The following is a 12,138-nucleotide window of genomic DNA, read 5'->3' on the forward strand; positions in this document are numbered from 1 at the left end:
TATGATGCTACCTGTTGGTATGTAAAAACTCAACCGCTCAAGATCCTCAGTGTGCCTCACGATCTTGAGCCGAAATTATGTGGTTGTAAGACCTTGCCCTCGAAGCCGCCGCGCACGCTCAATTGCCTCGAGCCGACCGATTATCTCGGCGGCAGACTCCTCAATTGCCTTTTGATCGGTGCGCACAATAAAACAGCCTAAGCGTCGCATCAGCGCACGAGCTTCTTCCATTTCTTGGCGAATCGACTGTGGATCAGAGTAACTCGCAGCAACTGCTCGCGAGAAATCATCGCCTAAGCGCTGCTCGCGGATATCAGTAATGACTTCAACGGTTGAGATGAGTCCAAACAGCTTTGCAGGATCAATCTCAAAGATTGAGGCAGGGGGTTCAAGTCCAGGTGCTAAAGGAATATTGGCAACCTTATACCCTTGAAAAGCCAAATACATAGAAAGCGGTGTTTTGGAGGTTCGAGAAATACCCAACAGCACGATATCGGCCTCAGATAGATCATCAGCACCACGACCATCATCGTGCTCAACGAAGTACTCCATGGCTTGAATGCGCTGAAAATACTGCTCATCAGTACGATGAATGGTGCCAGCAATCCCTCGAGGCTCGCGATTGAGCAAATGAGCAAAGGTATCTACGACAGGGCCTAATAAATCAACCGCATCAACGCCAAGCAGAGCAAGACGCTCCTCAACTTGAGCGCGAATGGTTGGATCTGCAATGGTATGCAACACCGCCACCCGCTCGCCCGCCTTGAGAAGCGGAGTCAAACGGCGCTCAACAATATCTGCTGAGTCAACCTTTGCCAAACGCTCAATGGCAATGATGCCTTGAGGAAATTGCCCGGTTGCAGCAAAGGCAACTTCAGCTGCTGTGCGCCCCAGGGCATCCGATACCGCAATGACCGTAATCGCATGCTCTCTCATAGATGCCCTCCTCGCACAGGGTTTGTTGTGCTTATGCTCCTTCGAGCAGTCCAACATCGGCAATGTCTGCAAAGACCCCTACGAACCGATTGAGCAAACCAACGCGACGCCGGCGTAGATCTGCATCCTCATCCATAACCATAACCTCATCAAAGAAGCGGTCAATAGGATCTCGAAGACCTGCAAGCTTGCTAATAACAGCTCTATAGTCATGATCTGCCATGAGACGAACTACCTCAGTATTTGCCTGATCAATTGCAAAAGACAAATCTGCCTCTGCACCTGCCGGATAAACCTCAGATGTCCGAGGAGCAAACGAGGCGTCTGCAAGATGAGATGCTCGGGCATAGGCAACTGCAAGATCGACAAAAGTTTCTGGAGCCTCGGCACGGGCATGCTCAAGGGCATGAGCCAGATCAAAGAAATGCTGAGGGACACGTACCGTACCCGCCGATATTGCAGCTACCGTGTCTGCAGCAATACCCTCGTCACGCGCCATCTGCTGGGCTCGACCCAAGAGGAATGAACAGATCGCTGTCTCAACTTCTTCGGCATCAAAACTCACACCTTGTCCTGCCAGGGCATGTAAGGTCGCCCGAACAATTGGCTCATACGAGATCTCAAGGCGTGAACGTAAAATATTTAACACACCGATGGCAGCTCGGCGCAGGGCATACGGATCTTTTGAACCGGTCGGCGGCTCAGCGATTGCAAACAAAGACGAAATGGTATCGAGCTTATCGGCAACCGCAAGCACGCAGCCACTCAACGTCTCAGGAAGCTCATCTCCTGCAAAGCGCGGACGATACTGATCGCGAATAGCATGTGCTACCTCTTCGCCCTCCCCTGCTGCAAGCGCGTAATAGCCACCCATAACACCTTGCTGGCTCGTAAACTCAATAACAGCATTCGAAACCAAATCGGACTTTGATAGATGCGCAGCTCGAGCAGCAGCTGCTGCAAGCTTGGCACCAAGGCGTGCTTCTGCGGCAATCGCGAGCGTAATATCTTCTATCCGTTCAACCTTTTTGAGCACTGAACCGAGCTTTTCATGGAACCCAACACGATCCAGACGCGAACGCATCTCATCTAAAGAGACCTTGAGGTCTTCCTCGTAAAAGAACTTGGCGTCGGCAAGACGGGCTGCAACCACGCGCTCATTTCCGTCAATTACCGTCTGAGAGACTGCCGGATCGGCATTGGAAACAACAACAAAAGCAGTGGTGAGCTGATGTGCCTCATCATAAGTGGGAAAATACCGCTGATGCGAGAGCATAGATTCACAAATAATCTCTGAAGGCACTTCAAGAAAGCTCGGATCAAAATTGCCAACTAAAACCGTAGGCCACTCACAGAGATTAACAACCTCATCAAAGGTTTTTTGCGGCGTATCGACGCGAACACCCAGCTCGCGCTCAACACGGGCGATTCCATCACGGATGATTTCTGCTCTTCTTGGGGCATCGAGTACAAAGGCCTGTTCAAGCACTGCCTCGTATGAGGCAGGATCGGCGACCAAGTGCTCACCTGGTCCGAGCACGCGATGCCCTCGCGTAGTATGACCTGCATGCACCCCTGCATAGGAACATGGAACAAGCTCTGAGCCAAAGAGTGCACAAATCCACCGGATTGGACGCACGAAGGTATCACGCGTTGAGCCCCAATGCTGTGAGCGATAGTTAGGCCAGCTGAGTTGCGCAATGAGATGCTCACTGATGTGGGAGAGCAGCGGTGTGGCAGGCCGGGCAGGAACAATGCGTTCAGCAAAGACATATTCTCTGCCATCGCTATCTTGGCGACGGATGAGCTCAGAAGCCTCAATACCGGCTTTTCTTGCAAAACCGGCGGCTGCCTTGGTAGGAGCTCCAGCCTCATCAAAGGCAATCGTTGCCGCAGGGCCTCGCAAGACCTCACGCAGCTCCTCAGTTGTTGTAGCTACTGCTTCTGCGAGCACCGCTAAGCGACGAGGAGTCGAAATGACTCGAATTGCACCATGAGCTAAGCCTGCCTCAGAAAGACCACGCTCAAGCATGGGCTCAAGCTGAGCCGCAGCACGGGTAAGTGGAGCTGATGGCATCTCTTCAACGCCAAGTTCAAGCAGAAAATCGCGGGTTGTTTCCATGCTTATGCCACCTCATTTGCGTCAGAGCTCATGGTGTTTTGATCAGAGGCGACATGAGTCAGGTACGACTCACACGCCGCTTTGGCAAGTGAGCGAACGCGCAAAATATAGGCAGCACGCTCAGTCGCAGAAAGAGCTCCTCTACTATCCAATACATTAAAGGCATGGCTACACTTCAAGACACAGTCATAGCCTGGCAAGGGGAGATTCTTCTCAAGGCAGGCATGACACTCACGCTCATAGCTATCAAAGGCCTGCCGCATCATATCAATATTGGCGACTTCAAAATTGTAGGCAGAAAACTCACGCTCGTTTTCTAAGAAGACCTCGCCATAGGTCATCTTCGTGCCATCAGGCGCTACTGACCAAATAAGGTCATACACACTTGAAACACCTTGCGCGTACATCGCAATGCGCTCAAGACCATAGGTAATCTCAACAGGAGCGGGGTTGCACTCAATGCCACCAACTTGCTGGAAATAGGTGAACTGAGTTACCTCCATACCATCGAGCCAGACTTCCCAGCCCAAGCCCCACGCACCTAAGGTAGGACTTTCCCAGTCATCTTCAACAAAACGAACATCGTGTTTTGCAGGATCCAAGCCAATGGCGGCAAGCGAGCCCAAATAGAGCTCTTGAGAATCCTCAGGGCTTGGCTTGATCAAAACCTGGAACTGATAATAGTGCTGCAAACGATTTGGATTTTCTCCATAGCGCCCGTCGGCAGGGCGCCGGCAGGGCTGAGGATAGCACGCACTCCAGGGCTTTGGGCCGAGCGAGCGAAGCAGGGTGGCCGTATGAAAGGTTCCGGCTCCTACCTCGGCGTCCAAAGGCTGCATGACGGTACAACCCTTTGATGCCCAGTACTGCTCAAGAGCAAAAATCATATCCTGAAAGGTGTGCACCTGTGTATCCATGTGCAAAAGCTCCTCGTCTGTAGATAGAACCCTGACTATGGTAGCGCAAGGTCATGCATGCAGCGCATCAAATAAGCCCAATGCGGTTGAGTGGCCAATATCTAAAAATAACGATACCGATGAGATCATCGCGTTGTACCGGACCAAAATACCGCGAGTCGGCAGAATCCTCGCGATTATCCCCCATCATCCAAACGGTGTTTTTGGGAAGTGTATAGGGATAAGACAGCTCAATACCGGGCGCCTGAGCTGACAGTGGCTCGGTCATACCAGCCGCATAGGACTCTTCTTTCAGCTCACCGTTCACATAGACAGAACCCGATTGAAAATCAATCGTATCTCCGCCAACGGCGATCACGCGCTTCACCAAGATGTCATGATCTGAGAAGGCATTCGGATTTTTAAAGACAACGATATCTCCCGGCTCAACGCTACCGCCCAAATTAAGACTGATCTTTTGGGCAAAGATATTGTCACCAATCTGAATCGTAGGAATCATTGAGCCGGTAGGAACTGTATAGGGGCTTCCCACAAAAATATGGATGAGAAGTGCTGCTACCACAGCAATTCCCAAAGCAACAACCCACTCAATGAGCCCTTGTAGCACCGATCCTTCTTTGCTCGCCATCGCAGGTCTCCTTATGATTTCTCGCGATTGCAATATGTTTCAAGAAATGCCAACTCTTCATGGCTCAAATGAGCGCACTCAAGCAAATCTGGTCGAAAACGAAGTGTTCTTTCAAGTGAGTTTTCACGCCTCCAGCGCTTGATGCGTGCATGATCGCCTGAACGTAACACTTCTGGAACTTCGTGGCCTCGAAATGACGCAGGCCGTGTGTACTGAGCATACTCAAGCAGGCCATGGCTCAGACTTGCAGAAAACGACTCATCAAGCGAGCTTTGCGCGTCCCCGAGCGCTCCTGGCAAGAGGCGCACCACCGCATCAGACACAACCATTGCAGCGAGCTCTCCTCCGGTAAGCACATAGTCTCCAAGCGAGATACACTCATCTGCTACCAACTCAAAGGCACGCTCATCAATGCCCTCATAGCGACCACAAACAAAAAGCAAGCGTTCATATCCTGCTAAGCGCTCTGCCTCTCGCTGAGAAAATGGCGTGCCTGCTGGAGTAAAAAAGATCGTTCTCGCAGGCATGCTCCGAGCTTGTTGGATTGACTCAACCGCATGCACGATCGGTTCAACCTTCATGAGCATCCCAGCACCGCCGCCATACGGCTCATCATCAACGCTGCGATGCCGATCATACGTCCAATCCCGCAGATCATAGGAGTGAAACTCAAAGATCTCCTCGCGTTGAGCTCGTCCTAAGATAGAGGCATGCATATATGCATCAAACACATCGGGAAAAACTGATAAGGCCTCAATGATCATGAGTTCGCCCCCAGATCCAGCAAGCCATCAGGAATTGAAACCTCAAGCGCTCCTGAGTCGGGGACATGCAAAATAATGGCAGAAACTGCAGGAATCAAAATATCGCGACCGTTACGATCTCGAACAACCCACAAGGGATGAGCTGGAGTCTCTTCGATTGCAATCAGTGTTCCAAGCAAGCCATGATGCTGATCTAGAACCTCACGACCCTCCAGCTCTTCAAGCGTGGCAAATTCCGATCCCAAGGCAAGATCCTCGCGTGATGCAAGTACCTGACAACCAACAATGCTATCTGCTGCATCCAAATCATGAATGCCAGAAAAGCCTATGATTGCTGCTCTGTCTCTCTCAGAGCTGACCGACTCAACAAGACAAAAACGATCGCGATCAAGTGAGGGAGGAACAATTGCAACTTCAAGGCCTGCTTGTAAGCAAAAAGGGAGGCCGCGCGGGGCAACCGCAACGACCTCTCCTTTTGACCCATGCGTTTTAACGATACGGGCAATCGTGCGAAAAAGACAACGCACGAACTTATCCTAAGACCTCAATATCGACCGAAATACCCAGGCGAGCCGCAAGTGCACGAGCAAGGGTGCGAATAGCCTGGATTGTTCGACCATGCCGACCAATAACCTTTGCAGTATCGGTATCTGACACCGTAATCTCGATCGTAGAAGATTGCTCGTCATCGACAACTTCTAAGGTAACGCCAGCAGGATCATCTACGATATTGACCACAAGATACTCAACCAGATCAGCAACGCGATCAGACGGCAGCTCTTCTATGTGGTTGAGAGCCTCAGTGTCCTCGATAAGCTCAGCATTCACAGAAGACTACTCCTCGTCTGCAGCAGGTGCCTCTTTGGCAGCCTCTGCAGCAGCCTTGGCTTCCTCAGCCTCACGTGCGAGCTGCTTCTTGGACTTCTTGGGCTGAGCAACCTTCTTCTCGCCCTCCTGAGCAGCACGAATGAGCGCAGCTACAGCATCGGTGAGCTGTGCTCCATTGGCCTGCCAGGTCTCAATCTTCTCAAGATCGAGATCGATGGTCTTGGGATTGGTGAGCGGGTTATAGCGACCCACTTCCTCAATCAGGCGACCATCGCGCGGCGAATGAGCGTCAGCAACGACGACACGGTAGTAGGGGCGCTTCTTCGACCCGTGACGGGCCAGGCGGATCTTGACTGCCAAGACAAACTCCTCAATCTACGCAGCAGATGCTGCACGGACATGCAAAACAGGATCATACGCCAACGACCGGCAGAGGTGAAGGCCAAAGCATGGCACAGACGAGAGAGTCGAAGGCGTACACATAGTAGCCATCTTTTGAGCCTCGGTCAATGCGATATCAAAACACTCGACGCCAGATGCTATCAAGCAATCACACAAGCGCTCACACGCCCAGCCCGCATATACCAACCAAGCTCGCACCTTGCGCTTGAGCTGCCTCACTGAGCTTTTCGCTTCGCTATACTAGTTGTATGAAACACGCGAACTCAGATACTGCACACGCTCTTGTAGCAGGCCTTCTTGGCACGTGGACAGGCCCTGCAATCGGCCTGCTTGATTTGGATGCATTTTTTGCCAGCGTCGAGCAGCTCGATCATCCTGAATGGCGCAATAAACCCGTTATTGTTGGTGGCTCTCCTTCTGAGCGCGGTGTTGTATCAACCGCTTCATATGAGGCACGTCGCTTTGGCGTTCGCTCTGCCATGTCAAGCGCTCAAGCAGAGCGTCTCTGCCCTGATGCAATTTGGACCCATGGCCGCTTTAGCCGTTACCGAGAAGTTGCAAATCAAGTCATGGCAATTCTTGCTGAAGAAACTCCCTATATTGATCGCGTCTCTATTGATGAAGCCTTCTTTGATATCACTCCGGGACGCTTTTCATCTGAAAGCCCGGTAGTTATTGCCAATAGAATTTCAAGCCGTGTAGCAGACCTTGGGATCACCTGCTCCATTGGGCTCGGTCCAAACAAAACGGTAGCAAAGATTGCCAGTGAAAAGGACAAGCCTCGAGGTTTAACCATCGTAAGCCCCGGTACCCAAGCTGGCTTTTTAGCGCCTTTACCTGTCCGTGCTATGTCTGGCATTGGCGAGCGCGCAGAAGTCGCACTCGCTCGTCTTGGCATTCGAACCTTAGGTCAGCTCAGTCAGGCTCCAGAAGAGCAACTGCACCCTATTTTTGGGGCGACAACAAGAACCTATCTCTTAAGAGCACGGGGTGAAGAGATAACCTCAGTACGTCTTTTTGCTGACCCAGAAGAGCCGAAATCGGTCAGCCATGAGCGAACCTTTCCTCATGATCTTACGCAGGAAAAAGAGATTAAAGCTGAGCTCGCCATACTTGCAACCTCTGTTGGCAAGCGCTTGAGATCACAAGGTTTAGCAGGAGATACGGTCACCGTAAAGCTCGCCTTTGGCTTTGGCAATCTCCATACTGCCCAGCGAAAACTTAAGCATGCAACCGATGATGAGTTTATCTTCACTCCGGTTGCCCTTGAGCTCTTTGATTCGTTATGGCACCCACCAACACCAATTCGTCTTGCCGGTATTGGCATCTCAGGCTTTGATCATGCAGCAGATGCCCAAGCTGATCTCTTTGGAGCAGCTGATGAGAGCGGCAAGGCACAAAGTGACCTTCGCAATCTTTCATGCACCCTTGACTATCTCCATGAGCGCTTTGGACGCACCTCGGTTACTTTTGGAAGAGAGCGCAGCCGGGGCGAGTCGGTCAACGAATCTGAAACCTCATGAGGAGCACTGCAGCTTCAGCGCGGCCTGTTACTCCGTCTGAATGAGACTAGTACTCGTCCAACCCAAGATCGATCTGCGGAGCATCGCCCCAGAGCTTTTCTAATCGATAGTAATCACGAGCCTCATCGGTAAAGATATTGACCAGCACAATGCCATAATCCATGAGCACCCAGCGACGCTCATCACGACCTTCAATGGAGAGTGGATGATCGTTCAGCTCTTTTGCTACTCGCTCTTCAACGACATCAACCAAGGCATCGACCTGGCGGTTGTTTGAGCCGGTTGCAATAACCATATAGTCACACACATCGGAAAGTCCCCGAAGATCAAGGGCAATAACCTGATGTGCTTTCTTCGACGAGAGTGCAGATGCCGCCAGAGATGCAATCTGGTAGCCCTCCTGCGACTGGCTCGATTTGTCAGCCACAAGATGAGTCTTTTCAGACATGAACTTCCTTCCCTTTCATAGTTTGCTTACTCGATTTGCATAAGAGCGCATAGTGATTATAGATATCAATCGCCGTTGGGTAGATATACCGCCCACCTTGAATAACGTAGGTAAGACCCTCTGAGAAGCAGCGGAAAAACAACTGAGTCAGATTAAGGTGACCCACTAAGGATCTCAAATCCTCTGCCCACGCTCCCGATCGACCTGGCTCGATCGCATCAGCAACAAAGATCACCATATCAAGATCAGACATATCAAGGGCGGCAATGGTATGTCTCCCGATAGCAGAAAAAACAGCAGGCGCAAGTTGTGGAAAAAGCTCGGGTAAGGTCTGCTCAGCAATCGGGCCGTGAAGCACCGCAAACGCTTGAACAGGATCTCCTGCAATCGGAATATGAAGACGGCAAACCGCCTCAAGGCTCTCACGTAAAGAGAGCTGCTTGCACCAGTCGTGCAAATATCCTGCAGCTCGAGCCTGAAACTCATCAACTCCATAGACCCGCGCCAACTCGCCTGCCATCTCAGACACGCGCACACTGTGCTCGTAGCGGCGAGGCGCACTTGATGCCATATGGCAGGAAAGCGCGCGAGCGATATGGGCGAGCTCAGCCACTTCAAGATCATGCATCTATGACAGGTCACCTCCTACGCCGCGTACCTCATCAACGCGCTCTGAAAAATCCTGACGGTACAGTCCGTTCTTTTTAATAAAGCCGATAACTGAGGTTGCCGTTAAATAGCGAATGCTCTTACCTTCGGCCACGCGCCGACGGATATCGGTTGAGCTAATAGACAAGGCAGGAATCTCAATATAGCGAACGTCAAATCCAATGCCAGATGACTGAACAACCTCTGCCGCTCGAGCCATATCGTAGCCCGGCCGCGTTGCTGCAATGAATGTTGTAAGCGAGGCGAGTGCGTGTGCGTCTCGCCAGCTTAAGATCTCAAGAATGGCGTCGGCACCCGTAATGAAGAAAAGCTTCACATTAGACGGATAATGTGCTCGCAAGGCACGTAAGGTATCAACCGTGTAGGTTGTGCCCGCTCGCTCAATCTCAAAGCGGCTCGCATCAAAGGCGGGATTGGCCGAAGTTGCCAACAAGGTCATCGCATAGCGATCCTCGGCACTTGTCACCCGCTCAGGTGCCTTAAAGGCCGGAGAGCCTGCAGGCATGAACACAACGAGATCAAGATCGAGAGCGTCACGCGCCTCTTCAGCAGTAACCAGATGACCGTAATGAATTGGATCGAAGGTACCACCCATAATCCCTAAGCGGTACTCACGAGATGGATCTGCCCCTAACGCGGGCAAGGCTAATCGATCAGAGCCCATTCCCATCCTCTCCATCTAAGAACTTGCCACGTGCTTTTCATCAAACTCATCACCTTCATAGGAAAATGCTGTATCCATAATCCGGATCTCATCTCCTGTTTGGGCTCCCGCACGCTCAAGAGCTGCATCCAGTCCAATGTGTGCAAAGCGACTTTGAAGATAGGTAACGGCCTCGTCGTTTTCCCAATCAGTCTGAACCACCAAGCGCTCAATCTCTGCTCCGCGAACACGCCACGCTCTGCTGCCCTCTGCTACAACCTCAAAACGAGCTTCACGCTCAAGACGACGTTGCTCTAAGACCTCACTCATATCCTGTACCGAAGACGTGCTCTTTGAAAGCTCAGCGCGAAGCTCAGATACGAGCTGTCCGGCAGACAAAATGAGTGGCTGCAAGCCTGCTCCGGTAAGTGCGGATACGGCAAAAAACGGATGGCCGTCTTGAGCTGCAAGCGATCTGAGCTGAGCAATACGATCAGTCATGCCAGAAACATCACACTTATTCGCAATAACGATCTGCGGCCGTGATGCCAGCTCAGGGGCATAAGCAGCAAGTTCTTCTTTGATAATTCGATAGTCTTCCAACGGATCGCGACCTTCAAGACCACCAGTAATATCAACAACATGCATGATCAGCGCTGTGCGCTCAATATGGCGCAAGAAGGTATGACCCAGACCGCGACCTTCACTGGCACCCTCAATGAGACCCGGAATATCTGCAACCACAAAGGAGTGATTACCGGCACGCACCATTCCAAGATTAGGAACTAAGGTGGTAAACGGATAATCTGCAATCTTGGGACGAGCGGCGCTCATGCGGGCAATGAGTGAACTTTTACCTGCACTCGGCATACCAACTAACGCAGCATCGGCCATGAGCTTGAGTTCAAGCTCGATCCAATGATCCCGCGCTGGCTCTCCTTTTTCTGCAAAAGCAGGAGCTCGGCGCACCGATGTTACAAAATGAGGATTTCCCCGGCCTCCCCGACCACCTGGAGCCACAATCACACGCTCACCATCAACGGCAAGATCGGCAAGCTGGTGCGTATGAGCCATGGTCTCAGGATCAAGCTCCCAAATAACCGTTCCCAGCGGAACCTTTAATACCAGATCCTCACCGGCACGCCCATTTTTTCTGGAGCCTTGCCCATGGGTGCCTCGCTCAGCGCGAAAATGATGCTTAAATCGATAATCGATCAATGAGGAAAGCTGTGCATCGGCTTCAATGACCACATTGCCACCATCGCCCCCATCGCCCCCATCAGGGCCTCCTTTGGGAACATAGGCCTCTCGGCGAAATGACATGCATCCCGCCCCGCCATCGCCTCCGCACACATTGATGCGACTCATATCAGTAAACTGAGACACGACGTGTTATCTCACTTTCTGCTCGTACAACCTAAAGCGCAAACAAGACTCAAAACTCATGGTATCAGGATAGCAAAAGGCTCCCGACAGCGCGGGAGCCTAAAAGATGCGTTTGCGGGTGCAAATTGAAGAGCTTAAGCCTCAACAAGCGGCATGACATTTACGCGATGCTTGAGACCACGCGTAAACTTAACCTTGCCCTCAATGAGTGCGAAAAGGGTATCGTCCTTACCGCGACCGACATTTTGGCCAGGGTGAATGTGAGTGCCGTTCTGACGAACGAGAACCTCGCCTGCCTGTACGGTCTGACCATCAAAACGCTTCGTGCCCAAACGCTGACCGCGAGAATCGCGACCATTGCGTGAGGAGCCAAGACCTTTTTTATGTGCCATGGTTTGCCCTCTTTCCTATAACTCTACCAGCTACTCAGCAGCAGGCTCAGTGGCAGCGGTCTCTGCAGCCTTCTTGGTGGTTCTCCCAGAAGCCTTAATATCGCAGATCTTTACCATGGTGAGCATCTGACGGTGACCCTTAAGCTTATGGTAGCGCTTGCGACGCTTAAACTTATAGACGAGCTGCTTCTCGCCCTTAAACTGCTTTACAATCTCAGCGGTCACGTGCGCCTTGGCGAGTTTAGCCGGGTCGGTAATGATCTTCTTACCGTCATTTACAAAGATGACAGAAAGCTCGACCTTAGAGCCTGGCTCGCCCTCAATTTTCTCAACAGTCAAAACGTCGTCGGAGGCGACTTTGTACTGCTTGCCGCCGGTTTGAACGATAGCGTACATCTCTTGCCCTTCATGCATCAGGTAGTGCAACAGTCGGACATGGTACCAGCCTAGAAAATATGCGTCAACAGGTGAATTCGTAAA

15 protein-coding genes are annotated in these 12,138 nt (G+C 51.6%); 1 reads left to right on the forward strand and 14 read right to left on the reverse strand.

Going from position 1 to position 12,138, the window contains the following annotated elements; translation table 11 throughout:
* Positions 1-75: 75 nt before the first annotated feature.
* The 8 genes from K6V98_RS06790 to rpsP all read right to left on the reverse strand — a co-directional run bounded on the left by K6V98_RS06790 (position 76) and on the right by rpsP (position 6,555).
* Positions 76-936 carry a pyruvate, water dikinase regulatory protein gene (locus K6V98_RS06790; protein ID WP_222199757.1) on the reverse strand — a complete coding sequence of 287 codons (861 nt, stop codon included), beginning with the start codon at positions 934-936 and terminating at the stop codon, positions 76-78.
* A gap of 31 nt (positions 937-967) precedes the next feature.
* Positions 968-3,058: a glycine--tRNA ligase subunit beta gene (gene glyS / locus K6V98_RS06795; protein WP_222199758.1), complete on the reverse strand. Its 2,091-nt coding sequence runs from the start codon at positions 3,056-3,058 to the stop codon at positions 968-970.
* 2 nt (positions 3,059-3,060) lie between these two features.
* The gene (locus tag K6V98_RS06800) at positions 3,061-3,975 is read right to left on the reverse strand and encodes a glycine--tRNA ligase subunit alpha (protein WP_222199759.1); all 915 of its coding nucleotides are present in this window, start codon (positions 3,973-3,975) and stop codon (positions 3,061-3,063) included.
* Positions 3,976-4,042: 67 nt separating this feature from the next.
* Positions 4,043-4,603, reverse strand: coding sequence for a signal peptidase I (gene lepB, locus K6V98_RS06805; RefSeq protein WP_222199760.1), 561 nt, complete (start codon positions 4,601-4,603; stop codon positions 4,043-4,045).
* Between the two features lie 11 nt (positions 4,604-4,614).
* On the reverse strand, positions 4,615-5,367 hold the full coding sequence (trmD, locus tag K6V98_RS06810) for a tRNA (guanosine(37)-N1)-methyltransferase TrmD (RefSeq protein WP_222199761.1): 753 nt from the start codon (positions 5,365-5,367) through the stop codon (positions 4,615-4,617).
* Positions 5,364-5,894 (reverse strand): ribosome maturation factor RimM, encoded by a 531-nt coding sequence (locus tag K6V98_RS06815; protein WP_222199762.1) that lies wholly within the window; start codon positions 5,892-5,894, stop codon positions 5,364-5,366. The genes trmD and K6V98_RS06815 overlap by 4 nt, the downstream gene beginning before the upstream one ends.
* 4 nt (positions 5,895-5,898) lie before the next feature.
* The gene (locus tag K6V98_RS06820; RefSeq protein ID WP_371734541.1) at positions 5,899-6,195 is read right to left on the reverse strand and encodes a KH domain-containing protein; all 297 of its coding nucleotides are present in this window, start codon (positions 6,193-6,195) and stop codon (positions 5,899-5,901) included.
* 6 nt (positions 6,196-6,201) lie between these two features.
* Positions 6,202-6,555: a 30S ribosomal protein S16 gene (gene rpsP / locus K6V98_RS06825; protein ID WP_222199763.1), complete on the reverse strand. Its 354-nt coding sequence runs from the start codon at positions 6,553-6,555 to the stop codon at positions 6,202-6,204.
* A gap of 290 nt (positions 6,556-6,845) precedes the next feature.
* Here rpsP and dinB point away from each other — a divergent pair, with 290 nt between their 5' ends.
* Positions 6,846-8,120 carry a DNA polymerase IV gene (dinB, locus tag K6V98_RS06830; protein WP_222199764.1) on the forward strand — a complete coding sequence of 425 codons (1,275 nt, stop codon included), beginning with the start codon at positions 6,846-6,848 and terminating at the stop codon, positions 8,118-8,120.
* 46 nt (positions 8,121-8,166) lie between these two features.
* Here the strand turns inward: dinB and rsfS are convergent, their stop codons facing one another.
* The 6 genes from rsfS to rplU form a co-directional block, all read right to left on the reverse strand.
* Positions 8,167-8,568, reverse strand: a complete 402-nt coding sequence (gene rsfS, locus K6V98_RS06835) for a ribosome silencing factor (RefSeq protein ID WP_222199765.1) — start codon at positions 8,566-8,568, stop codon at positions 8,167-8,169.
* A complete protein-coding gene (yqeK, locus tag K6V98_RS06840) occupies positions 8,561-9,196 on the reverse strand; it encodes a bis(5'-nucleosyl)-tetraphosphatase (symmetrical) YqeK (protein ID WP_306792812.1) in 636 nt (211 codons plus the stop codon). Before yqeK ends, rsfS begins: the two co-directional genes overlap by 8 nt.
* Complete coding sequence (gene nadD, locus K6V98_RS06845; protein ID WP_306792813.1) at positions 9,197-9,901, reverse strand: nicotinate-nucleotide adenylyltransferase; 705 nt, start codon at positions 9,899-9,901, stop codon at positions 9,197-9,199. It abuts the gene before it with no gap.
* A gap of 15 nt (positions 9,902-9,916) precedes the next feature.
* Positions 9,917-11,266, reverse strand: coding sequence for a GTPase ObgE (obgE, locus tag K6V98_RS06850; protein WP_371734542.1), 1,350 nt, complete (start codon positions 11,264-11,266; stop codon positions 9,917-9,919).
* 134 nt (positions 11,267-11,400) lie between these two features.
* Complete coding sequence (gene rpmA, locus K6V98_RS06855) at positions 11,401-11,658, reverse strand: 50S ribosomal protein L27 (protein WP_222199767.1); 258 nt, start codon at positions 11,656-11,658, stop codon at positions 11,401-11,403.
* Between the two features lie 30 nt (positions 11,659-11,688).
* Positions 11,689-12,054, reverse strand: coding sequence for a 50S ribosomal protein L21 (rplU, locus tag K6V98_RS06860; protein ID WP_222199768.1), 366 nt, complete (start codon positions 12,052-12,054; stop codon positions 11,689-11,691).
* Positions 12,055-12,138 lie beyond the last annotated feature (84 nt).

Origin of the sequence: Collinsella ureilytica, assembly GCF_019795105.1 — a bacterium.
Lineage (GTDB): Bacteria > Actinomycetota > Coriobacteriia > Coriobacteriales > Coriobacteriaceae > Collinsella > Collinsella ureilytica.

Bases quoted from the DNA above. Each gene is read 5' to 3' on its own strand.
- K6V98_RS06790 (WP_222199757.1), bottom strand. From the start codon at position 936: ATGAGAGAGCATGCGATTACGGTCATTGCGGTATCGGATGCCCTGGGG.
- rsfS (WP_222199765.1), bottom strand. From the start codon at position 8,568: ATGTCTGAAAAGACTCATCTTGTGGCTGACAAATCGAGCCAGTCGCAG.
- nadD (WP_306792813.1), bottom strand. From the start codon at position 9,901: ATGGGCTCTGATCGATTAGCCTTGCCCGCGTTAGGGGCAGATCCATCT.
- yqeK (WP_306792812.1), bottom strand. From the start codon at position 9,196: ATGCATGATCTTGAAGTGGCTGAGCTCGCCCATATCGCTCGCGCGCTT.
- lepB (WP_222199760.1), bottom strand. From the start codon at position 4,603: ATGGCGAGCAAAGAAGGATCGGTGCTACAAGGGCTCATTGAGTGGGTT.
- rpmA (WP_222199767.1), bottom strand. From the start codon at position 11,658: ATGGCACATAAAAAAGGTCTTGGCTCCTCACGCAATGGTCGCGATTCT.
- K6V98_RS06800 (WP_222199759.1), bottom strand. From the start codon at position 3,975: ATGGATACACAGGTGCACACCTTTCAGGATATGATTTTTGCTCTTGAG.
- glyS (WP_222199758.1), bottom strand. From the start codon at position 3,058: ATGGAAACAACCCGCGATTTTCTGCTTGAACTTGGCGTTGAAGAGATG.
- trmD (WP_222199761.1), bottom strand. From the start codon at position 5,367: ATGATCATTGAGGCCTTATCAGTTTTTCCCGATGTGTTTGATGCATAT.
- rplU (WP_222199768.1), bottom strand. From the start codon at position 12,054: ATGTACGCTATCGTTCAAACCGGCGGCAAGCAGTACAAAGTCGCCTCC.
- dinB (WP_222199764.1), top strand. From the start codon at position 6,846: ATGAAACACGCGAACTCAGATACTGCACACGCTCTTGTAGCAGGCCTT.